24 protein-coding genes are annotated in these 22,875 nt (G+C 72.9%); 6 read left to right on the top strand and 18 right to left on the bottom strand.

Annotated elements, in window-relative coordinates; translation table 11 throughout:
- Positions 1 to 24: 24 nt before the first annotated feature.
- From ABZS77_RS07495 to rsmD, 9 genes are all read right to left on the bottom strand, one after another.
- Positions 25 to 2,244 (bottom strand): MMPL family transporter, encoded by a 2,220-nt coding sequence (locus ABZS77_RS07495; RefSeq protein ID WP_354818733.1) that lies wholly within the window; start codon positions 2,242 to 2,244, stop codon positions 25 to 27.
- A gap of 222 nt (positions 2,245 to 2,466) precedes the next feature.
- Positions 2,467 to 3,324 carry a bifunctional DNA-formamidopyrimidine glycosylase/DNA-(apurinic or apyrimidinic site) lyase gene (gene mutM / locus ABZS77_RS07490; RefSeq protein ID WP_354818730.1) on the bottom strand — a complete coding sequence of 286 codons (858 nt, stop codon included), beginning with the start codon at positions 3,322 to 3,324 and terminating at the stop codon, positions 2,467 to 2,469.
- The gene (gene rnc / locus ABZS77_RS07485) at positions 3,317 to 4,240 is read right to left on the bottom strand and encodes a ribonuclease III (protein ID WP_354818727.1); all 924 of its coding nucleotides are present in this window, start codon (positions 4,238 to 4,240) and stop codon (positions 3,317 to 3,319) included. Before rnc ends, mutM begins: the two co-directional genes overlap by 8 nt.
- Positions 4,237 to 5,220, bottom strand: coding sequence for a phosphate acyltransferase PlsX (locus tag ABZS77_RS07480; RefSeq protein ID WP_354818724.1), 984 nt, complete (start codon positions 5,218 to 5,220; stop codon positions 4,237 to 4,239). Before ABZS77_RS07480 ends, rnc begins: the two co-directional genes overlap by 4 nt.
- A gap of 114 nt (positions 5,221 to 5,334) precedes the next feature.
- Entirely contained in the window at positions 5,335 to 5,508 is a 174-nt protein-coding gene (gene rpmF, locus ABZS77_RS07475; protein WP_074317731.1) for a 50S ribosomal protein L32, read from the bottom strand.
- A gap of 5 nt (positions 5,509 to 5,513) precedes the next feature.
- On the bottom strand, positions 5,514 to 6,077 hold the full coding sequence (locus ABZS77_RS07470) for a YceD family protein (protein WP_354818721.1): 564 nt from the start codon (positions 6,075 to 6,077) through the stop codon (positions 5,514 to 5,516).
- Positions 6,078 to 6,187: 110 nt separating this feature from the next.
- Positions 6,188 to 6,685, bottom strand: a complete 498-nt coding sequence (locus tag ABZS77_RS07465; RefSeq protein WP_354818719.1) for a hypothetical protein — start codon at positions 6,683 to 6,685, stop codon at positions 6,188 to 6,190.
- A 264-nt stretch (positions 6,686 to 6,949) separates the two neighbouring features.
- Positions 6,950 to 7,432 (bottom strand): pantetheine-phosphate adenylyltransferase, encoded by a 483-nt coding sequence (gene coaD, locus ABZS77_RS07460; RefSeq protein ID WP_354818716.1) that lies wholly within the window; start codon positions 7,430 to 7,432, stop codon positions 6,950 to 6,952.
- Entirely contained in the window at positions 7,429 to 7,992 is a 564-nt protein-coding gene (gene rsmD / locus ABZS77_RS07455; protein ID WP_354818713.1) for a 16S rRNA (guanine(966)-N(2))-methyltransferase RsmD, read from the bottom strand. Before rsmD ends, coaD begins: the two co-directional genes overlap by 4 nt.
- Before the next feature lie 305 nt (positions 7,993 to 8,297).
- Here rsmD and ABZS77_RS07450 point away from each other — a divergent pair, with 305 nt between their 5' ends.
- Positions 8,298 to 9,818: a cell wall anchor protein gene (locus tag ABZS77_RS07450; RefSeq protein WP_354818710.1), complete on the top strand. Its 1,521-nt coding sequence runs from the start codon at positions 8,298 to 8,300 to the stop codon at positions 9,816 to 9,818.
- 171 nt (positions 9,819 to 9,989) lie between these two features.
- On the opposite strand, the gene recG is transcribed toward ABZS77_RS07450, so the two are convergent.
- Together recG and ABZS77_RS07440 are read right to left on the bottom strand one after the other, a co-directional pair.
- Positions 9,990 to 12,188 (bottom strand): ATP-dependent DNA helicase RecG, encoded by a 2,199-nt coding sequence (gene recG / locus ABZS77_RS07445; protein WP_354818707.1) that lies wholly within the window; start codon positions 12,186 to 12,188, stop codon positions 9,990 to 9,992.
- Complete coding sequence (locus ABZS77_RS07440) at positions 12,185 to 13,798, bottom strand: DAK2 domain-containing protein (RefSeq protein ID WP_354818704.1); 1,614 nt, start codon at positions 13,796 to 13,798, stop codon at positions 12,185 to 12,187. The genes recG and ABZS77_RS07440 overlap by 4 nt, the downstream gene beginning before the upstream one ends.
- Before the next feature lie 163 nt (positions 13,799 to 13,961).
- Here ABZS77_RS07440 and rpmB point away from each other — a divergent pair, with 163 nt between their 5' ends.
- The gene (rpmB, locus tag ABZS77_RS07435) at positions 13,962 to 14,153 is read left to right on the top strand and encodes a 50S ribosomal protein L28 (RefSeq protein WP_007456456.1); all 192 of its coding nucleotides are present in this window, start codon (positions 13,962 to 13,964) and stop codon (positions 14,151 to 14,153) included.
- Positions 14,154 to 14,280: 127 nt separating this feature from the next.
- Here the strand turns inward: rpmB and ABZS77_RS07430 are convergent, their stop codons facing one another.
- Complete coding sequence (locus tag ABZS77_RS07430) at positions 14,281 to 14,742, bottom strand: GNAT family N-acetyltransferase (RefSeq protein ID WP_354818701.1); 462 nt, start codon at positions 14,740 to 14,742, stop codon at positions 14,281 to 14,283.
- Positions 14,743 to 14,771: 29 nt separating this feature from the next.
- Positions 14,772 to 15,761 (bottom strand): thiamine-phosphate kinase, encoded by a 990-nt coding sequence (locus ABZS77_RS07425; protein WP_354818698.1) that lies wholly within the window; start codon positions 15,759 to 15,761, stop codon positions 14,772 to 14,774.
- Positions 15,762 to 15,857: 96 nt separating this feature from the next.
- Here ABZS77_RS07425 and ABZS77_RS07420 point away from each other — a divergent pair, with 96 nt between their 5' ends.
- The gene (locus ABZS77_RS07420; RefSeq protein WP_013284547.1) at positions 15,858 to 16,091 is read left to right on the top strand and encodes an Lrp/AsnC ligand binding domain-containing protein; all 234 of its coding nucleotides are present in this window, start codon (positions 15,858 to 15,860) and stop codon (positions 16,089 to 16,091) included.
- The gene (locus ABZS77_RS07415) at positions 16,092 to 16,784 is read left to right on the top strand and encodes a DUF3515 family protein (protein ID WP_354818695.1); all 693 of its coding nucleotides are present in this window, start codon (positions 16,092 to 16,094) and stop codon (positions 16,782 to 16,784) included.
- Between the two features lie 35 nt (positions 16,785 to 16,819).
- On the opposite strand, the gene ABZS77_RS07410 is transcribed toward ABZS77_RS07415, so the two are convergent.
- Both ABZS77_RS07410 and ABZS77_RS07405 read right to left on the bottom strand, forming a co-directional pair.
- Positions 16,820 to 17,920, bottom strand: coding sequence for a D-alanine--D-alanine ligase family protein (locus ABZS77_RS07410; protein WP_354818692.1), 1,101 nt, complete (start codon positions 17,918 to 17,920; stop codon positions 16,820 to 16,822).
- A 194-nt stretch (positions 17,921 to 18,114) separates the two neighbouring features.
- Positions 18,115 to 18,333 carry a hypothetical protein gene (locus tag ABZS77_RS07405; protein WP_139585588.1) on the bottom strand — a complete coding sequence of 73 codons (219 nt, stop codon included), beginning with the start codon at positions 18,331 to 18,333 and terminating at the stop codon, positions 18,115 to 18,117.
- 276 nt (positions 18,334 to 18,609) lie between these two features.
- Between ABZS77_RS07405 and ABZS77_RS07400 the strand changes: the two genes are divergently transcribed.
- Together ABZS77_RS07400 and ABZS77_RS07395 are read left to right on the top strand one after the other, a co-directional pair.
- Complete coding sequence (locus tag ABZS77_RS07400; RefSeq protein WP_354818689.1) at positions 18,610 to 19,455, top strand: helix-turn-helix transcriptional regulator; 846 nt, start codon at positions 18,610 to 18,612, stop codon at positions 19,453 to 19,455.
- A 5-nt stretch (positions 19,456 to 19,460) separates the two neighbouring features.
- A complete protein-coding gene (locus ABZS77_RS07395) occupies positions 19,461 to 19,661 on the top strand; it encodes a DUF397 domain-containing protein (protein ID WP_354818686.1) in 201 nt (66 codons plus the stop codon).
- A gap of 103 nt (positions 19,662 to 19,764) precedes the next feature.
- Here the strand turns inward: ABZS77_RS07395 and ABZS77_RS07390 are convergent, their stop codons facing one another.
- The 3 genes from ABZS77_RS07390 to ABZS77_RS07380 all read right to left on the bottom strand — a co-directional run bounded on the left by ABZS77_RS07390 (position 19,765) and on the right by ABZS77_RS07380 (position 22,874).
- Positions 19,765 to 20,814: an ROK family protein gene (locus ABZS77_RS07390; RefSeq protein WP_354818683.1), complete on the bottom strand. Its 1,050-nt coding sequence runs from the start codon at positions 20,812 to 20,814 to the stop codon at positions 19,765 to 19,767.
- 158 nt (positions 20,815 to 20,972) lie between these two features.
- A complete protein-coding gene (locus tag ABZS77_RS07385; protein WP_354818680.1) occupies positions 20,973 to 21,755 on the bottom strand; it encodes a putative protein N(5)-glutamine methyltransferase in 783 nt (260 codons plus the stop codon).
- The gene (locus ABZS77_RS07380) at positions 21,756 to 22,874 is read right to left on the bottom strand and encodes a cystathionine gamma-lyase (protein ID WP_354818677.1); all 1,119 of its coding nucleotides are present in this window, start codon (positions 22,872 to 22,874) and stop codon (positions 21,756 to 21,758) included. It lies immediately after the preceding gene.
- Between the last annotated feature and the right edge of the window lies 1 nt (position 22,875).

Genomic DNA, 22,875 nt, shown 5'->3' with positions numbered 1-22,875 from the left:
GCGGCCCGGCCACATCGTCTGCCCTCAGGGCACCGGCACCAGCTCCGGGGCGGGCGCCGGCGGGTCGGCGGGGGCGGGCGCCGGACGCTGCCGCAGGAAGCGGGGCGCCCACCAGTTCGCGTCGCCCAGCATGGTCATCAGCGACGGCAGCACCACTCCCCGGATGATCGTGGCGTCCAGCAGGATGGCCGCCGCGAGGCCGATGCCGAGCTGCTTCATGTCGATCGTGCTCAACGTGGCGAAGATCGAGAACACGCCGACCATCACGATCGCCGCGCTTGTCACCACGCCGGCCGACGAGGTGATCCCGTACGACACGGCGTCCCGGTTGGGCATCCCCGCCCGGATGCCCTCGCGGATCCGGCTGACCACGAACACGTGGTAGTCCATCGACAGCCCGAAGAGCACCACGAAGAGGAACAACGGCAGCCAGGACACGATGGCGCCCATCGAGGTGAACCCGAGCACCCCCTCGGCCCAGTCCCCCTGGAAGACCAGCACCAGCAGCCCGTACGCGGCGCCGGCGGAGAGCAGGTTCAGCACGATCGAGCTGGCCGCGACCACCACCGACCGGAACGTGAGCACCATGACCAGGAAGGTGAGCACCAGCACGAAACCCATCACCAGCGGCAGCTTGTCGCGGACGTGCTGCGCGTAGTCCTCGCTGTCGGCCACGCTGCCGCCGACCGCGTACTCGATGCCCGGGATGCCCCGCAGCTCGGCCGGGACCAGGTCCGAGCGCAGCTCCTCCAGCGACCGCACCGAGCGGTCGTCCCGGCTGGCGTACGGGGTGGCGACGTCCAGCACCGACACCCGCCGGTCGGCCGACACCCGGATCTTCGGGCCGTCCGCCTCGGTCGGGGCGAACAGCGGGTCACCGGCGGCCCGGGTGGCCAGGTCGGTGAGGGCGGAGCGCACCCGGTCGGCCTGCTCGGCCGGCGCCCGGACGGCCACCACGTGGTTGGTGCCGGTGCTCGGGAAGGCCGCGGTGAGCCGGTCGTACGCCTGCATGGCCGGGGTGGTGCGGGGCAGGTCCTCCATGCCGGGGAACTTCAGTTTCATGCCCAGCGCCGGTGCCGCCAGGGCGAGCAGTAGCCCGACCGAGATCACCAGGGTCGCCACCGGGGCGCGCAGCGCGGGCCGGAGCAGCGCCGGCCAGAGCCGGGGCGGGCGAGGCGTGCCGTGCCGGCCGGTACGCGGCGCGGTCAACCGCCAGAGCAGCGGCACCCGCGGCCGGTCGACCCAGCGGCCGAGCCGGGCCAGCAGGGCGGGCAGCACGGTCAGCGAACCGGTGACCGCGACGGCGACCACCAGGATCGAGCCGACGGCGAGGGACGAGAAGACCACGTCGCCGGCGAGCAGCAGCCCGGCCATCGCGATGATCACGGCGAAGCCGGAGACCACGACCGCGTGCCCCGACGTCTCCGCGGCGATCTCCACGGCGTCCAGACCGGACCGGCCCTTGGCACGCTCCTCCCGTTCCCGGCGGATGTAGAACAGCGAGTAGTCGACCCCGACGGCCATGCCGATCAGCAGGATCACCGGGGACGTGGTGTCGGTGGCCGGCACCAGGTGCGAGGCGAGGGTGGACAGACCCATCGCCGCGGCGACCGAGGAGAGCGCCAGCAGCACCGGGACGCTCGCCGCGATCAGCGCGCCGAACGCGATGATCAGGATGGCGAGGGTGACCGGCAGGCTGAGCAGTTCGGCACGCTTGAAGTCCTTGCCCAGGGTGTCGTCCAGGGCCTGACCGATCGACGGACCACCGACCTGCTCGACGCGGAGCTGCGGATGCGCGCTCTGCACGGTGGCGGTGGCGTCGCGCAACGGCTGCACCCGGTCCGACGCCGTCTCCGGATCGCCGGACATGGTGATCGGCAGCAGCAGCGCGGACCCGTCGCGGGCCGGGACAGGCTGACCCACCTCGGCGACGCCGGTGACCGTCCGCAGCCGGGCCGCCGCGTCGTCGGCCGCGACCTTCGCCGCCGCCGCGTCCAGCGCACCACCCCGCGAGGTGATCAGGACGTTCTCCACCGCCGGGTCGTCAAAGTCGCCGGCGTCCACGATGAGGCCGGCCCGTCCCGCCTCGCCGATCGCCTGGTCGCCGCTCGTGGCCTCGTTGAGACCGGCGGCGTTGCCACCGACGAAGCACACCGCCACGAACACGGCCCAAAGGGCGATCGCCCGCCACGGGTGCTCGGCGCTCCACCGCGCCATCCGCACCGTCACCGGTCTGCCAGCCATCTCGGATCCCCCCGTCACGTCAGCCCCCTGCCAACTGTGCTGACGCTAGGGGCGTGACGAGACGGTCACATCGGGGTTCGGCCCTGGGCCGACCCGGAATCCGTACACAAGGGAAGGCCGGCCCGTCCGACGGGCATCAACCCACGATCCGGGCTCGCTCCCGGGTGCGGCCCGGAGCGTCAGGCCGCGACCCGCCGAAGCCGACCCGGAGCCGGCTCCGGGTCATCCCCGAGCGGCACCCCGAGGCCGCGGCTGACAGCGTGGGCAGCTGTACGACGAACGGTTCATGAACGCCTCACGTCGGATCGGCGTGCCGCACCGCCGGCACGGCTCACCCTCACGCCCGTAGACGTTCAGCTCCCGGTCGAAGTAGCCGCTCTCGCCGTTGACGTTGACGTAGAGGGCGTCGAAGCTGGTCCCGCCCTCCCTGATCGCCTCGCCGAGCACGTCCCGGACGTGCCCGAGCAGGCGCTGCGCCGCCGGGCCGGTCAACACGTCGGTGGGGCGTACCCCGTGCAGCCGGGCACGCCAGAGCGCCTCGTCGGCGTAGATGTTGCCCACCCCGGAGATCAGCGTCTGGTCGAGCAGGGCCCGCTTCACCTCGGTCCGCCGTCGGCGCAGCGCGGCCACGAACGCCGCGTCGGAGAACTCCGGGTCCATCGGATCGCGGGCGATGTGCGCGATCTCCGCCGGCAGGTCGGCGCCGCCCTCGCTGACCGACAGTCCCCCGAAGGTGCGCTGGTCGACGAAGCGCAGCTCCGGCCCGTCGTCGGCGAACCGGAACCGCACCCGCAGGTGCGTCTCGTCCGGGGTGCCCGACGGTTGCAGGAGCAGCTGACCGGACATCCCCAGGTGACCGATCACCGCGTCACCGCTGTCCAGCGGGAGCCACAGATACTTGCCGCGCCGCCGCACGTCGAGCACCGTACGGCCGGTGAGCACGTCGGCGAAGTGCGCGCCACCGGGGACGTGCCGGCGGACGGCGCGCGGGTGGCGGACCTCCACCGAGCCGATCCGGCGACCGATGACCCACTGGGCCAGCCCCTGCCGGACGGTCTCCACCTCGGGCAGCTCAGGCACGCCCCGCCCCCGCGTCGCGGTCGACGGCCGCGCCGACCCGGTCCTGCGTGCCACCGCCCGACGACTCCTGGGCCGCGACGTCGGCCGGCATCACCTGCGCCAGGTGGTCGGCCTCCTCCGTCCGGGCGACCCGCTCGGCCCGCTCCAGCGGACCCACCGACTCCCGGTCGGCCGACCCGTCCCGGTCCCCCGAGCCGTCCTGGTCGTTCTGCTCGGCGAGCGTCCGCCAGGCCGCCTCCGCGGCCCGCTGCTCGGCCTCCTTCTTGCTGCGCCCCTCGGCGCCGCCGTACCGGTTGCCGGCCACCACCACCCACGCGGTGAACGTCTTGAGGTGGTCCGGGCCGGTGCCCTCGATCCGATACTCCGGCACACCCAGCCCGAGCGCCGCCGTCAACTCCTGGAGGCTGGTCTTCCAGTCCAGCGCGGCGCCCCGGCCGGCCGACTCCGCCATCAGCGGGTCGAAGAGCCGGTGGATGACGATCCCGGCGGTGTCCAGCCCGTACTGGAGGTAGATCGCGCCGAGCAGCGCCTCCAGGGTGTCGGCGAGGATGCTCGCCTTGTCCCGGCCGCCGGTGGTCTCCTCGCCCTTGCCGAGCAGCAGGTACGCGCCGAGGCCGTCCGGGCCCAGACCACGGGCCACGTCGGCGAGCGCCCGCATGTTGACGACGCTGGCGCGCAACTTGGCGAGCTGCCCCTCGGGCAGGTCCGGGTGGTTGTGGAAGAGAGCCGTGGTGATCACCACGCCGAGCACCGAGTCGCCGAGGAACTCCAGCCGCTCGTTGGTGGGCAGACCGCCGTTCTCGTACGCGTACGAGCGGTGGGTCAACGCCCGTTGCAGCAGCTCCGGTTCCAGGCTCACGCCGAACGCGGCTTCCAGGTGACCGACGGACGCCCGCCGCCGCTTGTCGTTGCTCATGTACGTACCTCGGTGTCGGTGGAGCGGTCGGTGTTCTCCGTCGCGACGTCGCCGTCGAGCAGGGCGGAGACCAGGTCGGTGGCGTGCCGCCGCCACAGGTGGGCGGCGAGGGCGATGCCGGAGGCGACATCGTCGGCGCGAGCGGAACCGTGGCAGACGACCACCGTTCCCGCCACGCCCAGCAGTGCGGCGGCGCGGGGGGCGCCACCCCCGACGGGCGGGCCGCCGGCCATGGCGTACGCGCCCTCGATGGCCTTGAGCAGCACGTTACCGGTGAAGCCGTCGGTGACCACGACATCGGCGCGCGCGCCGAGCGTCACGTCGTACCCCTCGACCAGGCCGACGTAGCGCGCGTCGCCGGGCAGCGGCTCGACGGCCAGCAGCGGGTCGGTGGCGCGGCGGACCCGGTCGCCCTTGCCCGCCTCGGTGCCGACCGAGAGCAGGCCGACCCGGGGAGCGGCGATCGAGTGCGCCACCTCGGCGTACGCGGCGCCGAGCACGGCGTGCCGGGCGAGGGTGGCGGGGCGGGGCTCCAGTGAGCCGCCGACGTCGAGCAGCACGACCGGCCCGGTGACCGCGGGCAGGGTGGCGACCAGGGCGGGTTGGCGGATCTCCGGCCAGCGGCCGAGCCCGAGCACGGCGGCGGTGACTGTCGCGCCGGTGGCGCCGGCCGAGACCAGGGCGTCGGCCGTCCCGTCGCGCACGGCGGTGACGGCGGCTCGCACGGTGCTCTCGGCGCGGGCGGCGCTGGGGTGGTCGGCCATGCCGACGACGGCACGGACCGGTCGCACGGTGATCCGGGACCGTTGGTCCGGATCGAGCGCGGCGATCAACTCGTCGGCGACCTCGGTCGGACCGACGAGCAGCAGGTGCAGGTCCGGGTCGGCGCGCACGGCCCGCAGAGCGCCGTCAACCACGACGGCGGGAGCATTGTCCCCGCCGAGGAGGTCAACGGCGATCCGCGCGGTGCCCGGCTCCACCGGGACGTCGACCGGGTTGGGCCGGCCGGCGTCGGAGGGAGCCGGGGCACCGGGCGAATGCCAGGGTGCGCGCGCCGCCCGACCTGGGGTCGGGGGCGTCACTCGGCGTCCAGGTCAGACCTCGATGACCTGGCGGCCGTTGTAGGTGCCGCAGACGGAGCAGGCGGCGTGCGGCAGCTTCGGGGACTTGCACTGCGGGCACGCGACGGTCGCGACCACGGTCGCCTTCCAGTTCGCCCGGCGGGACCGGGTGTTGCTGCGCGACATCTTGCGCTTGGGGACGGCCACGGTTCTTACTCCTCTGTACGGGTCAGTTGCGACAGGCCCGCCCAACGCGGGTCGATCTGCTGGTGACTGTGGTCGGCCGGCAGATCGTCCCAGTGCGTCCCGCATTCGGGGCACAGTCCTGGGCAGTCCTCCCGGCAGAGCGGGTTGGTCGGCAGCGTGAGCACCAACGCGTCCCGCAGCGCCGGCTCCAGGTCGATCAGATCGCCCTGCATCCGGCCCACCTCGTCCTCGTCGGTCGTGGCGTCCGTGGTGCTGTTCTCGTACGCGTACAGCTCCTGGATCGTCACGGCCATCGATTCGTTGATCTCGCGCAGGCAGCGCCCGCACTCGCCCCGGATGGGACCGGTGATGGTCCCGGTGACGAGCACGCCCTCGGACACCGACTGCAACCTCAGATCGAGGTCGAGGTCCGCGCCCTCCGGCACGCCGATCAACTCCACACCGAGGTCCGTCGGTGCCGGCACCACCCGCTGGACCTCACGCAACGCACCAGGGCGGCGCGGCAGGTCCCTCGTGTCGAGGACCAGCGGCGACCTGGGGTCGAGTGTCGATGGCGAATGCTTGGGCATAGTCAGACTCCGGCCGGTGAGAGGCCGACAAAAGAGGTTACCTGGGCGACCGCCGGACCGTCGAACCGGGGGCGACGCCCGCCCGCGAATGTCGGCTGGTGAGGTGCCGCTCAGAAGGGTAGCGGGCGTTCGGCCTCATCCCCACCGAAGGTGCCGATCTCCCGCAGCGCGTGCATCTTGTCGCGGCCACGCTCTATCGAGGCCAGGGCCCGGGTGAGGAACTGCTCGAAGTTGGCGAGCGCCGTGTCGACGTAGTCGTCGACCTCCTCCCGCAGGCGCTGCGCCTCGGCGCGGGCCTCGGCGATGATCCGCGCGCCCTCGTGCTCGGCCGACACGGTGATTTCGTTCACCGACACGAGGCGGGCGTGTTCCGCCTCACCCTCGCTGATGATCCGGTCCGCCTCGCGCTTGCCGGCGTCCATGATCTTGTCGCGCTCCTCGAGCAGCGCGGCGGCCCGGCGCAGGTCGGCGGGGAGTTCGGCGCGCATCTCGTCCAGGGCCGCGATCATCTCGCCCCGGTCGACCATGCAGTTGTTGCGCGACATCGGGACGGAGCGGGCCTGCTCCACCATGGCGATCAGTTCGTCGATGCGATCGAGCGGGTCCACCGGTACCTCACTCCTGTCGTTCGTCGGCCGACCTCCATGATGCGGGCTACGGCCGGTCCCCCGCTTGACCAATCATGTCGTGCCCGCCCCACACCTGCCCCATCCACCCCAACCCGGCGCGTCGCGCCGTCATCGCGCTCCGCGATGAAGGTCAACTCCCAAACCCCGTCGATCTTGCACTTTCCGCCTCGACAAATGCCGCAACTGACGCCATTCCAGCGACAGAACCTGCAAGATCGCGGGAGTGAAGGGGTGGGAGCGGGGTCAGGGGCGGGGGGTCAGCCGGGCCTGGAGGGCCTCACGGACCAGGTCGGGGACGTGGGCGGAGATGTCGCCACCCCACTTGGCCACGTCCTTGACGAGGCTGGAGGAGAGGAACGAGTAGAGCGGGTTGGTCGGCATGAACAACGTCTCGACGCCGGCCAGACCGATGTTCATCTGGGCCATCTGCAACTCGTAGTCGAAGTCGCTGACCGCCCGCAGACCCTTGATCAACACGCTCGCCTGCTGCGCCCGACAGAAGTCGACAAGCAGCCCACGGAACGACTCGACCCGTACGTTGCCGTACGAGGCGGTCACCTCCCGGAGCATGTCGATCCGCTCCTCGACGGTGAACAGGCCGCTCTTCGACTGGTTCACCAGCACGCCGACGATCACCTCATCGAACAGCCGGCTCGCGCGGCCGATGATGTCGAGGTGTCCGTTGGTGACCGGGTCGAACGAGCCGGGACACACCGCACGTCTCATGATCGGCGACCGTACCAAAGGGTGGTCTCGCCGTAACGGCGACTGCGCTGCGGGGTGATCCCCTCCACCCAGTCGAACTCCCTGGTCCGCCGGGACCGCTCCACCACCACAAGCGCATCGGGCACCAACCAGCCGCCCTCGACCAGGGTGGTCAGCAGCGCGGTGATCTCCGCGTCCGGCACCGCGTAGGGCGGGTCGGCGAAGACCACGTCGTAGCCGCCGCCGTCGGGGCCGGCGGCCAGCACCGTCGCCACCTTGCCGGTGACCAGCCGTACGGCCGCGCCGGCCCGCAGCGTCGTCACGTTCTCCCGGATCACCCGGGCCGCGCGCGGGTCGGACTCGACGAGCAACACGTGCCCGGCGCCCCGGGACAGTGCCTCCAGACCGACCGCGCCGGAGCCGGCGTACAGGTCGGCGAAACGCGCGCCGTCGAGGTCGACCTCGGACTCGACGGCGCTGAAGAGCGCCTCCCGGACCCGGTCGGAGGTGGGTCGGGTGCCGGCGCCGGGTGGCGCGGCGATCCGCCGGCCGCCGAGCGTCCCGGCGACGATCCGGGTCACCGTCTCCTCCTGCTCATGACCACGACGCTACGCGACCCGCCGGACCCGCCGACCGACACGGTCGGTACCGCCACGGGGAGGACGTGATCACTTCTCGTATATCAATGATCTCAAGTTCATAACATCAGTCTTAGCAAATCCTGAGCGCTGTATCACGCGCGGCTATCTCGCTAGGGTCTGCCGGGTGTCGGCGGCAACCCACCGGCCCACGGCTCGGGAGTGCGCCTCTCCGATCGGACGTGCAGCGACCGTCCACTGTCACTCCCGTGCCACCCCCCTGACGCTTCAGCACTCCAGGAGTACCCGTGATCCGTCCCAAGCTGTCGCTCCGGCGACCGCTGGCCATCCTGGGAGCCGCCCTCATCGGCCTCACCGGGGTCGTCGCGGTGGCCACCCCAGCCAGCGCCCACCACACCACGATCACCGCCAAGGCGGACTGCGACCGGCTCACCGGCGAGCGCGTGATCACGTGGAAGGTGGAGAACAGCGAAGCCAAGAAGGACGCGACGATCCAGAGGGTGACCGCTGACCCGGGCACCCCGGTGAACTCGCTGGTCGCGGGGGCGAAGGAGGCGAAGCCGCTGCAGGGGCTGATCATCCCCAGGGGCTCCTCCAAGCTGGCCGTCCAGCGCGTGCCCGGCAACACCACCAAGGCCCACCTCCAGGTGTACGCCGAGTGGATCAAGGAGGGGAAGGTCACGGCGCACCACACCGCCGACGGCGACATCAACCTCGCCTCCGACAAGTCGTGCGCGCCAGCCCCGAAGTGCGTCGAGGTCGACAAGGCCAAGTACAGCCACACCTTCGACGGTCCGAAGGGCACCGCCACCGTCAAGCTCGACGGTGACCTGCCGCTCTGCGGCGAGGGCAAGCAGTGGTTCACGCTGGTGTCGTACTTCGCGCCGCGGCCGCAGTTCGCCACCCCGCAGTACGTGTACGGGACGCCGGACAGCGACTTCATCGGCGGCACCCAGACCGAGATCAAGCTCAACGTGGAGATCCCGGACTGCCACACCCAGGTCGACCTGATCTGGGGCGGTGAGGACCAGGTCATCGACGAGCTGGTCGACGGCGGCAAGCGCTACGACAACAAGAAGCTCGGCTCGCCGGGCGCCCCGGGCAACCGGTCCAAGGGCCCGCAGGGCTGGTACAACGGCGGCAGCAAGAGCTGCACCACCCCGGCCTCCACCTTCGCGTCCAACTGCGACGGTTCGGTCGCCGTCTCGCTGAGCAACGACGGCAAGATCAGCAAGTACGCGGTCGAGTTCGAGGTCAAGGGCGAGAACGGCTTCACCAAGAAGGTCTCCGTCCCGGCCGGCAAGGCCGACACGAGCATCGTGGTGCCCGCCGCCGACGCCGGCAAGATCGAGGTTCTGGTCGACGGCAAGGTCATCGAGCACGGCACCTACTCGTGGGAGCGCCCCGAGGACTGCCCGCTGCCGGCCGTCACCACCAAGGCCGACTGCAAGGAGTTCGCCCTCACCGTGACCAACCCCGAGGGTGGTCTCCCGGTCAAGGCGACGTTCACCTACGGCGACAAGACCGAGACCCGTACGGTCGCGCCCGGCGCGTCGGAGACCGTGACCTTCAAGGCCGGCAAGGACAAGACGGCTGTCGTCGCCCTGCCCGACATGGACCTTGAGATGGAAGCCATCTACACGCCGGAGGGCAACTGCGGCGGTGGCGGCGCTGGCGGCGAGGAGCCGGGTCTTCCGGTCACCGGTGCGGCGGCGGGCGGCATCGCCGCCGGCGCGATCGCACTGCTGATCGCCGGCGCGGTGCTCTTCGTCATCGCCCGTCGGCGTCGGGTGACCTTCACCGCCTGACCTGACCTGCGCTGAAGCCCGAGGGCGCGTCGACCACCCGGTCGGCGCGCCCTCGGTCGTCGTGGCCCAGGTGTCCGCACGGATGCCTCTGCCTCTGGCGGGCCGAGTGGATCGGTGCCAGGCGCCCGACGACCGGCCCCGACGCCCGGCGTCAGGTGAAGGGCGACCGCGTCAGCCCTTCTCCAGGTACTCCGCGCGGTCCTCGTCGACCAGGGCCGCGACCGACGCGGCGAGGGCCGGGTTGCGGGTCAGCTCCGGGTCGTCCTCGATCAGGGTGATCGCCTCGGCGCGGGCGTCGCGGATCAGGTCGGCGTCGCGACGCAGGGACAGCAGGCGCAGGTGCGAGCGGTGCCCGGACTGGGTGGCGCCCAGGACGTCACCCTCGCGGCGCTGCTCCAGATCCAGTTCGGCAAGCTTGAAACCGTCGCTCGTGGACGCCACCGCGTCCAGCCGTTCCCGCGCCGACGATCCCTCGGCGGCCTCGCTGACCAGCAGGCACAGCCCCGCGGCGGACCCCCGGCCGACCCGGCCGCGCAGCTGGTGCAGTTGGGAGACACCGAACCGGTCCGCGTCCAGCACGATCATCACGGTGGCGTTGGGCACGTCCACGCCGACCTCGATCACGGTGGTCGCCACCAGCACGTCCAGGTCACCGGCCGCGAAGGACCGCATCACCGCGTCCTTCTCGTCGGCGGGCAGCCGGCCGTGCAGGACCCCGATCCGCAGCCGGTGCAGCGGCCCCTCGGCCAGCAGCGGGGCCACCTCGGTCACCGCCAGCGGAGGCCGCCGGCCGTTGTCGTCGACCGGCGGTGGCTCCTCGTCGCTGACCGGCCCCTCGCCGATCCGGGGGCACACCACGTACGCCTGGTGGCCGGCGGCCACCTCCTCGCGCAGCCGCCGCCACGCCCGGTCGAGGAAGGCGGGCTTCTCGGCGGCCGGCACCACGTGCGAGGCGATCGGCGATCGGCCCCGGGGCAGTTGGGAGAGGGTGGAGACCTCCAGGTCTCCGTAGACGGTCATCGCCACCGTGCGCGGGATCGGGGTGGCCGTCATCACCAGCGTGTGCGGTGGCTGGTCGGCCTTGGCCCGCAGCGCGTCGCGTTGCTCCACACCGAAGCGGTGCTGCTCGTCGACCACCACGAGGCCGAGGTCGGCGAAGTCGACGCCCTCGTACAGCAGGGCGTGGGTGCCGAGCACGATGCCGGCGGCCCCGCTGGCCACCTCGCCCAGCGCCCGACGGCGGGCCGCCGCGCCGAGCGAGCCGGTGACCAGCTCGACCCGGGTGGCGTGCTCGGCGGAATCCAGCTCACCGGCACGCCCGAGCGGCCCGAGCAGGTCGAGCATGCCCCGGTGGTGCTGCGCGGCAAGCACCTCGGTGGGCGCCAGCAGTGCCGCCTGCCCGCCCGCGTCCACCACCTGGAGCATCGCCCGCAGCGCCACCACCGTCTTGCCCGAGCCCACCTCACCCTGCAACAGGCGGTGCATCGGGTGCGGGGTGGCCAGGTCCGCGGCGATCTCCTCGCCCACGTCGCGCTGCCCGGCGGTCAGCTCGTACGGCAGCCGGGCGTCGAAGGCGTCCAGCAGCCCACCCGTACGCGGCGGGCGGGGCCGGGCCGGCCAGTCGGCGGCCCGGTGCTTGCGCTGCACCAGGGTCACCTGGACGGCGAACGCCTCGTCCCACTTGAGCCGCCGCCGCGCCCGGTGGAGCGCCTCCTTGGTCGACGGTCGGTGGATCTCGCGCAGGGCGGCGCCCAGGTCGACGAGGTTGCGGCTGGCCCGTACGCCGGCCGGCAGCGGATCCTCCGGCGGGGTGAACGTGTCCAGGACGACCCGTACGCAGCGGGCGATGACCCAGGTCGGCACGGCCGCGGCGGCCGGATACACGGGGATCAGCGCGCCCGCGAACTCCTCGATCTCGTCGTTGACGGCTGCCTCGCCGTCGCCGCCCTCGCCGAGCAGGACGTACTCCGGGCCGTTGAGCTGGCGTTTGCCCCGGAACTCGGTGACCTTGCCGGCGAACAGCCCCCACCGGCCCGGACGCAGCTCGCGTTCGCGCCAGGCCTGGTTGCCGAAGAACGTCAGCGTGAGCAGACCGCCCGAGCCGTCGCCGACGGTCACCTCCAGCAGGTTGCCCCGGCGCTGACGCATCGGTCGTACGGCGGTGCGCTGCACCTGGGCCAGCACGGTGACCTGCTCCCCCACGTCCAGGGAGCGGATGTCGGTGTGTTCGCCGCGCTCGTCGTACCGGCGCGGGAAGTGGTAGATCAGGTCACCGGCGGTGTGCAGGTCGAGGTGGGAGGCCAGGGCCTTGGCCGTCTTCTCCCCGACGAGCTTCTTCAGCGGCGTGTCCATGGTGGACGGCTCGCTCATTCGACCCCCACCAGCAGTGGATAGAACGGTTGGCCGCCCGGGTACGCGTGCACCTCGACGAACGGCCAGCGCCGCGCGACGTGCGCGCGGACGGCGTCGGTGAGCCCGGCCGGGGCGTCCGCCCCGGTCAGCAGGGTGACCAGTTCCCCGCCGCCGCCGAGCATCCGGTCGACGACGGCGGCGCAGATGTCGGCGAGGTCGGCGCCGATGAGGTGCACCTCCCCCTCGACCAGTGCCAGCACGTCGCCGGGGTGGCACGGGCCGGCGACTGTCAACGCCTCCCGGCTGGCGTGGCAGACCTCCGCGTAACGGCAGGCGCCGGCGGCCTCGGCCATGGCGATCACGTCGTCCTCGAAGCGGCGGGCGCCGTCGCGGACCGCGAGGGCGGCCAGGGCCTGCACGGGTGAGCGGGTCGGCACCACGCTCACCTTGATGCCGTACCGGTGTGCCTCGCGGGCCGCCGCACTCGCCACGGCCTCCGTGTCGGGGTCGTTGGGCAGCACCACCACCCTGGCGACGTTGGTGTTGCGCACCGCGTCCAGCAGCTCCCCGATCGACGGGTTGCCCGGTACCACCGTGGCGCCCTCGGCGGCGAACAGTTCGGCGATCCCGGAGCCGGTGGCGACCACCACGGCCGCCCGGCCGTGCGCCGCCGGGCCGGGCGACGGCTCCGGCTGGTCGGCGAAGCGGGTCACCGAGATCCGGTACGGACGGCCGGCGACGACACCCGCCTCGACCGCCGCGCCCACGTCGTTGACGTGCACGTGCACGTTCCAGGTGCCCTGCGGCTCACGCCCGTCGCCGACGACGACCAGGGAGTCGCCCAACGCGTCGAGCGTCCGGCGCATCTGGTCGACCGCCTCGGCCGTGGCGTCGAGCAGGAACTGGACCTCGTAGGCGTACTCCTCGGAACCGGTCTCGCGGGCGACGGTGGCCGCCGGCCGCGCGGTGCGGGGGGCCGGCGCCACCTGGGCGGCGCTCTCCCCCGTGAGCACCTCGACCAGCGCGTCGAGCAGCACGCACAGTCCCTTGCCGCCCGCGTCGACCACCCCCGCTCGGGCCAGGGCCGGCAACTGCTGCGGCGTCCGGGACAGCGCCTCGGCCGCCGCCCGCGCGGCGGCGCGGGCCACCCGGCACAGGTCGTCGGTGTCCGTGCGTTCGGCGGCCTCGGCGGCGGCGGCGACCACGGTGAGCAGGGTGCCCTCCACCGGCCGGCCGACCGCGGTGTACGCGGCGGTGGTCGCGGACCGCAGCGCGACGGCCAGCTCCCGGCCGCGCACCACCGGCACGGCGGCGACGGCGTCGGCGAAGCCGCGCAGGATCTGCGACAGGATCACCCCGGAGTTGCCCCGCGCGCCGAGCAGGGCGCCCTGGGCCATCAGCCGCGACGCGTGCCCGTGTGCGGTCGGCCCGCTGTCGGGCAGCGTGTCCAGGTCCATCGCGAGGGCCTGCTGGGCCGACGTGAGGGTGAGCACCAGGTTGGTGCCGGTGTCGCCGTCGGGCACCGGATAGACGTTGAGCTGGTCGATCTCGCTCTGGTGGCGTTTCAGCGCGGCCAACCCACCCACACACCAGCGGCGGACCGCTGCGGCGTCGAGGGTGTCCAGCACGGCAGAAGCCTACTGGCGCGGACTGACACCCGTCGGACTCGTCCGGCGTGTCCGCTGGACCGGGGCGGTTGGCCCGGTCGGCGGGTCATCGGGTAACCTGACCAGGTTGCCCGGGCAGCACCTGCCGGCGACCCCATGAACGTATCAATCCCAGGAGTATCCCGTGGCTAGCGTGTGCGACGTCTGTGGCAAGGGACCGGGCTTCGGCCACAACGTGTCCCACTCGCACCGGCGGACCAACCGCCGCTGGAACCCGAACATCCAGTCGGTGCGTACCCCGGCCGGTGGCGGCAACACCAAGAAGTTGCAGGTCTGCACCTCGTGCATCAAGGCCGGCAAGGTCACCCGCGCCTGACGCGCGGCACCGACCCCTTCGTTACGGCTCAGCCGGCGGACCGATGCGGTCCGCCGGCTTTTGTCGTGCGCGCCGAGGGGCGCCTCGCCGTCCGGTCCGCGCCCGGCCGTCCGGTTCCCCGGGCAGGTCAGAGGGTGCGGCCGAAGGAGACGCAGCCCTCGTGGTCCTTGTAGAAGCCGAAGTTCGGGATGCGCTCGTAGCCGGCGGCCGTGTACATGGCGATCGCCTCGGGCTGCTTGTCGCCGCACTCCAGGACCATCCGCTTGCGGCCCTGCTCACGCGCCGACCGTTCGACCGCCGCGAGGACGCCGCGGGCGACGCCGCGCCCCCGGGCCGCCGGGGCGGTGTACATCCGCTTCAGCTCGGCGGTGTCCGCGCCGTGGCTGCGCCAGCCACCGCAACCGACCGGTTCGCCGGCCAGGTAGGCGATGAGGAACGCGCCGGCCGGCGGCTCGAACTCGGTGGCTGCCACCGGGGTGTCGTCGCCGGTGCCGCCGTAGCGGGCACCGAGGTCGGCCAGCGCGTCACGGATCAACTGCTGCGCCACCGGTGCGTCGAACCGCACCAGCCGGATCTCGATCTCACTCACGGTGTCCAGGGTACGGCGGCCACCGGGCCTCACCGGAAGTGGTCCCAGCCGGTCGGACCGTCGTAGGACGCGCCGTCGACTGTCACGCCGGCACCGTCGGTCACCACGCCGATCGCCCGCCACTCCGGCGGCAACGCCACCGCCGGGGGGAAGGTCGCGGCCAGGGCGTGGTCGTCGCCACCGGCCAGGATCCAGGTGTACGGGTCGACGCCGAGGGCCTGCGCCGCGTCGGCCATCTGCCGGGGCACCTCGAACGCGTCCCGGCGGACGTCGATCGCCACCCGGCTGGCCGTCGACACGTGACCGAGGTCGGCGAGCAGGCCGTCCGACACGTCGATCATCGAGGTGGCGCCGAGGCGGGCTGCCTGCGGGCCGGCCTGGTACGGCACCAGTGGCCGCCGGTACGCCTCGACCAGCAGTCGGGGCGTCCGGAAACCGCGGGTGAGCACGGTCAGCCCGGCGGCCGCGTACCCGGTGCGCCCGGCCAGGGCGAGCACATCCCCGGGGCGGGCGCCCGAGCGCACCACCGGCGGGCGGCCGTCGAGGTCGCCCAGCGCGGTCACCGCGACGGTCAGGGTGGGGCTTGCCGACATGTCCCCGCCGACGACGCTCGCGCCGACCGTGCCCGCCTCCGCCGCGAGCCCGTCGGCCAGCTCCTCGGCCCAGCCCGTCGGCAGGTCCGCCGGCATGCAGAGGGCGACGAGCAGGGCGGTCGGGGTGGCGCCCATCGCCGCGATGTCGGCCAGGTTCGCCGCCGCCGCGCGGTGTCCGACGTCACGCCCCGACGACCAGTCACGCCGGAAGTGCCGCCCGTCGACCAGCACATCCGTGGAGGCCACAACCCGGGCGTCCGGCGCGGCCACCACCGCCGCGTCGTCCCCCGGACCGAGCAGGGTCGTGGGCCCGACCGGCAGCCGGGCGGTGATCCGCCCGATCAACCCGAACTCGCCGATACCGGCCACGCTGGCGCCACCGCCGACGTTCCGTCCGTTCTGCCCGGCACCGCCGCGCTCGCTCACCGCTGCTCCTTGACCACCGATAGGGATCGGACCTGCTCCGTAAGGTAGTTTCACCCTTCGGGCCGCCCCGCGGCGGCGACGGACGGAGGTCGAGTCGTGGTACAGGCGTACATCCTCATCCAGACCGAGGTCGGCCGGGCACGTGACGTGGCCGGTCTCATCGCGGACCTTGCCGGCGTGGTACGCGTCGACGCCGTCACCGGGCCGTACGACGTGGTCGTCCTCACCGAGGCCAACACCGTCGACGAGCTCGGCAAACTCATCGTCAGCAAGGTGCAGATGGTGCCCGGCATCACTCGCACCCTCACGTGTTCGGTGGTGCGGTTGTAAGTGGACGAGATGACGACCTCCTCCGCTGCTCTCGACGACGACGAGACGCGCGGCACGACCGGCGGGACGTCCGAGCCGGCTGACGGTATCCGCGAGTCCGGCGAGCCGGGCGCCGACGCGCCGAGCGGCCGGGACCGGACGATCCGTGGGGCCGCGCTGCTGGCCACGTTGATCGCGCTGCCGGTCACCCTGCTGGTCGCCCTGCTGGCCTTCTCGAAGCTCTCGCCGGACACTCCGGCCGCCGCGCCGAGCCCTTCGCCGAGCACCGCGCGGGTGCAGTCCACCGCACCCGTGGAGATGGCCGCCCCGGCGCTCGCCGACCGCCCGGCCACGGTCTGCCGCGCGCTGGTCTCCCAGCTGCCGCAGACCATCCGCGACCTGGCCCAGCGTCCGGTCACCGCGGGCCCGGAGCAGAACGCGGCGTACGGCGATCCGGCCCTGACCGTGGCCTGCGGTGGCGCCGCGCCGACCGTTCCGGCCACCGACGAGGTGTGGCGGGTGAACTCGGTCTGCTGGCACCCGGTCGAAGAGGCCGACGCGACGGTGCTCACCGCGGTCGACCGGGAGACACCTGTCACCCTGCGCATTCCCCGCTCGTACGAGCAGCCGTTGCAGTGGGCGGCACCGATCTCCAACACCATCGTGGCGACGGTGCCCTCGGGTGGCGCCGCCCCCGCCGGCTGCCGGGGCTGACCCGACCCGCGCCGCCTCAGCGAGGGCGGGCGGTCTCAGTGCAGGCCGACGCCGCGCCGCTGCGCGGTACGGATCAGGCGGTTGACCAGCTTCGGGTACTCCAGGCCGGAGGCCGCCCACATCCGCGGGAACATCGACGTCGGGGTGAACCCGGGCATCGTGTTGATCTCGTTGAGGTAGACGTCCAGCTCGGGGGTGACGAAGAAGTCGGCCCGCGCCAGACCGGCGCAGTCCAGTGCGGTGAACGCGCGCACCGCGTACTCCTGCACCTGGCGGGTCACCTTGTCCGGTAGGCCGGCCGGGATGTCGTACTCGCAGGAGTCGTCGAGGTACTTCGCCTCGAAGTCGTAGAAGTCGTGGTCGGCGACGACCCGCACCTCGGCCAGGACGGACGCCTCGGGGACGCCGCCGGCCTCGCCCTCCAGCACACCGCACTCGACCTCGCGGCCGACGATCGCCGCCTCGATGATGACCTTCGGGTCGAACTGCCGGGCGGTGGCGACCGCCGCGTCGAGCCGCGCCCAGTCGGTGACCCGGGTGATGCCGAACGACGAGCCGGCCCGCGACGGCTTCACGAACACCGGCAGGCCGAGCCGGTCCTTGTCCTGCTCGCTGAGCGTCATGCCGTTGCGCAGCACCGCGTACGTGCCGACCGGGATGCCCTCGGCGGCGCAGAGCTTCTTGGTGAACTCCTTGTCCATGGCGGCGGCGGAGGCGAACACGTTCGCGCCGACGTAGGGGATGCCGGCCATCTCCAGCATTCCCTGGATGGTGCCGTCCTCGCCGTACGCGCCGTGCAGCACCGGGAAGACCACGTCGACGTCGGCGAGGACCCGGGGGCCCTCGGTCGGGTCGAGCACCATCAGGCCGTTGCCGGTGGGGTCGGCGCGCAGCACGATGTCGTCGCCGGAGTCGGCGGTGATCTCCGGCAGTTGGCGGGCGTTGATCGCGAGCTGGGCGGGATCGCCGCTGGTCAGCACCCACTGGCCGGCCCGGGTGATGCCCACCGGCACCACCTCGAACTCGTCCGGGTCGAGGGCGCCGAACACGCTGCCGGCGCTGACGCAGGAGATGCCGTGCTCCGGGCTGCGGCCGCCGAAGACGATCGCCACGCGGGTCTTGCCTGGGGTGGTCACTCCGGTCACCTCTTCGTACGCGACTGCGGCTGGTCGTGCTCGCCGGTGGCGCTCACCCGGTTGACCTTACTGTGCGTGGCGGTAGGGCGAGGCGATACCCGGTGAGCCACGGCGGTGCGCGGCAATCGGTCAACAGAGGTTATACGGTGCGTGACGGGATGAAGGTGGTCGCATCGATCGGCGGCGCGGGCCGTTCAGTCCCGGGCGTGCCGGCGGCCGACCGCGATCACCTTGACGCGCTGCCGGCCGGCCCGGACCATGCCCAGCGCCATGAAGGCCCCGGCTATCCGGTCGGCGGCCTCCCGACTGTTGGCGCCGACCACCTGCCGGCGCCGCTCGGGGGCGGTCCGCTCGTTGCGTTCGAGGCCCTCGACGGGACGTACGTCGGTGAGCACCACCAGGAAGCGGGTCATCGCCGACCGCCAGGCTGCACGGCGGGGCGCTGCGGACCGTCACGCACGTCGTCTCCTTCCGGCGGGGTGGGATGGCTGCGGCACGCGGCGATCGGGCACGGGGGAGAAACCCGATCGCCGCGCGCCCCATCCCCTCCGGTCGCTCACCACCACCGTCGCCACGACAACCGGCGGTGAGGACGCGATGACAGATTGACACGTGGACAGCCGTGAATGCAACTCTCATCGACGTTCTCTCATGCAGACGTTCCCACGAATGTGTGCGACCATCGATGCATGGCCCCGAAGACCGCTCGCGCCCGCCGACTCGGCATCGCCCTGCGCCACCACCGGGAAGCCGCCGGACTGACGCTGGAGACCGCCGCGGATGAGATCAACAGCACCCGCAGCACCCTCTCCCGCTACGAGAACGCCCAGACACTCATCACCCCGGCCACCGTGCGCGCCCTGCTGACCTCGTACGGGGTGGGCGCCGAGGAGGTGGCCTCGGCGGTGCAGCTCGCCAAGGACGCCCGCAAACCGGGCTGGTGGGTGTCCTACTCGTACCTGCTGGATCCCCGCACCATCGACTTCATCGCGCTGGAGGCCGAGGCGACGGCCATCGCCAACTTCGAGCCCTCGGTGGTGCCCGGCCTGCTCCAGACCGCCGACTACATCCGAGGGGTGATGCGCGGCGGCCCCCACACTCTCGGCGACGACCTCGTCGAGCAACGGGTCAAGGTCCGCCTCGACCGTCAACAGCGGCTCACCGGCGACGACCCGCCGATCCTCGACGCGGTCATCGACGAGGGCGCGCTGCTCCGGCCGGTCGGCGACCAGTCGGTGATGGACGGTCAGCTACGCCACCTCGTCAAGATGGCCGAGCTGCCGAACATCACCGTCCAGGTGATCCCGCTGTCCGCCGGCTACCACCGCGGCACCCGGGGCTCGCTGCACATCCTGGAATTCGTCGACCCGGAGGATCCGATCATCGCCTCGGTGGAGACCGTCGCCGGGCAGATGATCCTCGACCGGGCCGGCGAGACGCGTACCTGCACCAAGATCATGGAGCATCTGCGCAGCGTGGCGCTCAGTCCGGCGGACAGCCGGGCGATGCTCCTGTCAGTCCTGAAGGGACGGTAGGACCGATGACACCGACGATCACAGCGGCGTTGGCCGTGGCGGCGTGGCGCAAGAGCAGCCGCAGCGGCGATCAGGGCGCCTGCGTGGAGGTGGCCGCGATCCCGCGGCTGGTGGCCGTCCGCGACTCCAAGGACCCCGCCGGTCCGGCCCTGCTGTTCCCGCCGGCCGCGTGGGCCGCCTTCACCCAGGCCCCACCCCGCAGCTGACCGACCGCCGACGCGACCGGCCAGGTCCCGGCGGGTCGCCCACCGGCGTGGCCGGCCAGGTCCCGGCGGGTCGCTCAGCGGCCCGCCGGGATGCGGTCCTGCTTCAGGCCACCAGCGGACGGGACTCCGGCACGTCGCGCAGCGCCTCCAGGGCGGCGATCGCCACTCCCCGGGCACCGGCCATGTCCCGATCCGGCACCAGGGCGAAGGTCGCCACGGCCGCCTGCTCCTCCCGGAGCACCGTGTGCTCGCGGACCGTCGCCAGGAACCAGTCGCGGAACTCCGGCGCCGCCTCCACCACGCCACCGCCGACGAAGTACGCGTGCGGGTCGGTGAAGTTGGCCGCCACGGTGAACAGCCGGCCCAACGCCATCGCCTGCTGAGCGAACAGGTCCCGCGCGAGGGCGTCGCCCCGTTCGCCGTACCCGCGTACCAGCTTCGCCGCCCGGGCCACCGGCTCGGCGGCGAGCGGATGGTCGGGGTGCCGGGTCAGCCAGTACGGCAGCAGGTTGCGCTCGATGCCGGTCAGCGAGGCGACGCTCTCCACGTCGCCGGTGAAGCCGCAGGCGCAGGTGGGCTCGGGCTGTCCCGGGCCGAGCAGGCCGTTCAGCGGGATGTGCACGTGCCCCAGCTCCCCGGCCATCCCGGCCGCGCCGGCGATCACCCGGCCGCTCTCGACCACCCCGCCGCCGAGGCCGGTGCCGACGATCGCGGCGACCGACGACCGGTTCATCGCCTCGGCGCCGAAGTACACGTGGTGGGCGTAGAGAGCCGCCGCGTTGCCGTCGTTGTGGTAGACGACCGGCAGGCCGAGCCGTCGCTCCAGCGCGCCCCGCACGTCGAAACCGCGCCAGGCCGGCTGGGAGAAGTTGGTCGAGCCGCGCGACGAGATGACGCCGTCGGCGCTGGCGGGGCCGGGCGTGTCCAGCCCCACCGCCCGGACGAGCTCGCGCGGCACCCCGGTCTGCGCCAACGCGCCGTCCAGCGCCCGGGCGAGAGCCTCGATCGCCGCCTCCGGCCCGTCCCGTACCTCGCTGGGGATCTCCAACAGCCCGTCCACCAGGAAGCGGCCGTCCACCGTCAGCACTGTGGCGTTGTTGCTGGTGCCGCCGTTGTCCAACCCGACGACCACCGGCACCCCTGCGCTGCCCACCGAAAACCGCCTCCCGCCGTCATGGGTGTGAGCCGAGGCTAGTGCCAACCCTCCTCCCCCGCCACGCCCACCGCTCCCGCGATCTTGCACCCACCGTCGCGACACAGGGTGTATCGCACCCATTTCGACGACCGAAACCGCAAGATCGCGGGTGGGGATCAGGGGCGCCGGGCGGTTACGGCGGTGGCGTCCAGGTCTTCGTCCTGGCGGACGCCCGGCTGCAGGCCGGCTGCGGCGAACGCCTCGCAGAGCGCGTCCACCTGGGTGACGCCCGCCTCGACCACCAGGTGCCCGCCGGGGGCCAGCCACTCGACCGCCTCGGCACCCACCCGGCGCAGCACCGAGAGCCCGTCCGGGCCGCCGTCGAGCGCCACCGGTGCCTCGTGCAGCCGCGCCTCCGGCGGCATCAGCGCCACCGCCTCGGTGGGCACGTACGGGGCGTTGGCGACCACCAGGTCCAGCCGACCGCGCCACCGTCGGGGCAGCGGCGCGAACAGGTCACCCTCGTACACCTCTGCCGCCAGCCCGACGAGGTTGCGACGGGCGCACGCCACGGCCGCCGGGTCGATGTCGGCGGCGGCCAGCCAGCGCGGCGCGAGCCGGTGCGCCAGCGCGACAGTGGTGGCCCCGGAACCGCAGCACAGGTCGACCACGGCCGGCGCCGCGCCGGTCAGCGCCGCCGCCGCCTCGACCAGCAGAGCGGTCCGGCCGCGCGGCACGAACACCCCCGGGTCGACGGCGATCCGCAGGCCGCAGAACTCCGCCCAGCCGAGCAGGTACTCCAACGGCTCGCCGGCCACCCGACGCTCGGTCAGCTCGGCCACCGTCGCCGGATCGTCGGCGGCGGCCAGCAGCAGGTCCGCCTCGTCCTCGGCGTACACGCAGCCGGCGGCGCGCAGCCGGCCCACGAGGGCGGACCTGTCGACGGGAGACGGCTCCACTCAGACCTCTCCGGCGGCGTCCAGCGCGGCGGCGATGTCGGCCACCAGGTCGGCGGTGTCCTCCACGCCGCAGGAGAGCCGGACGAAGCCGGGCGCGGTGTCGTCGCCCCACTGCGCCCGCCGGTCCGCCGTGGTGTGCAGGCCGCCGAACGAGGTGGCCGCGGCCACCAGCCGGGCGGCCTCGACGAACCGGCTCACCCGGTCGGCGTCGCCCAGGTCGAACGAGAGCACGCCGGGCATCCGGCGCATCTGCGTCGAGGCCACCGCGTACGCGGGGTCGTCGGGTCGGCCCGGCCAGCGCAGACCCGTCACGTCCGCGCGGCCGGCGAGCAGGTCGGCGAGCGCGGCGGCGTTCACGCTCTGCCGGGCCAGCCGCAGGTCGAGGGTGGCCAGCGACCGGTGCGCCAGCCAGGCGTCGAACGCGCCCGGCACCGACCCCGTGGTGGTACGCCAGAGCGTCACCGCCTCGACCAGCTCGGTGGACCGGCTCGCCAGGTAGCCGAGCAGCAGGTCGGAGTGCCCGGTGAGCGCCTTGGTGCCGGATGCGACCACCAGGTCGGCGCCGAGGTCCAGGGGACGCTGCCCGAGCGGGGTGGCGGTGGTGTTGTCCACCGCGAGCAGCGCGCCGGCGGCGTGCGCCCGCTCGGCCAGGGCCGCCACGTCGACCACGTCCAGACCCGGATTGGCGGGGGTCTCCACCAGCACCAGCCGGACGCCGTCGAGGGACGGGTACGGTCCGACGGTCGGCACGAAGACCACCCGTACGCCGATCGTCTCCAGCACGTCGGTGGCGAACGACCGGACCGGGAAGTAGCCGTCGCTGGGAAGCAGCACGGTGTCACCCGGGCGCAGCAGGGCGAGCAGCATGCCGGTGATGGCCGCCTGACCGCTGGAGAAGACCCGGCAGTCGCCGCCCTCCAGCTCGCCGACGGCCGCCTCCAGGAGGCGTCGGGTGGGGTTGTCGGGGCGACCGTAGCCGTTCGGTGAGGCGGCGGGGCCCTGCCACGGGTCGAGGTGGTACGGCGCGGCGAGGACCGGCCCCGGCAGGAACGGGTCCCCCGGAGCCGGCTCGGGCAGGCCGGCCCGTACGCAGCGGGTGCCGTCTCCCAGATCAGTCATC

It is taken from the genome of Micromonospora sp. NPDC005298, assembly GCF_040607375.1.
Classification (GTDB): Bacteria; Actinomycetota; Actinomycetes; order Mycobacteriales; family Micromonosporaceae; genus Micromonospora.
This window is presented reverse-complemented; position numbering and strand designations above follow the sequence as displayed.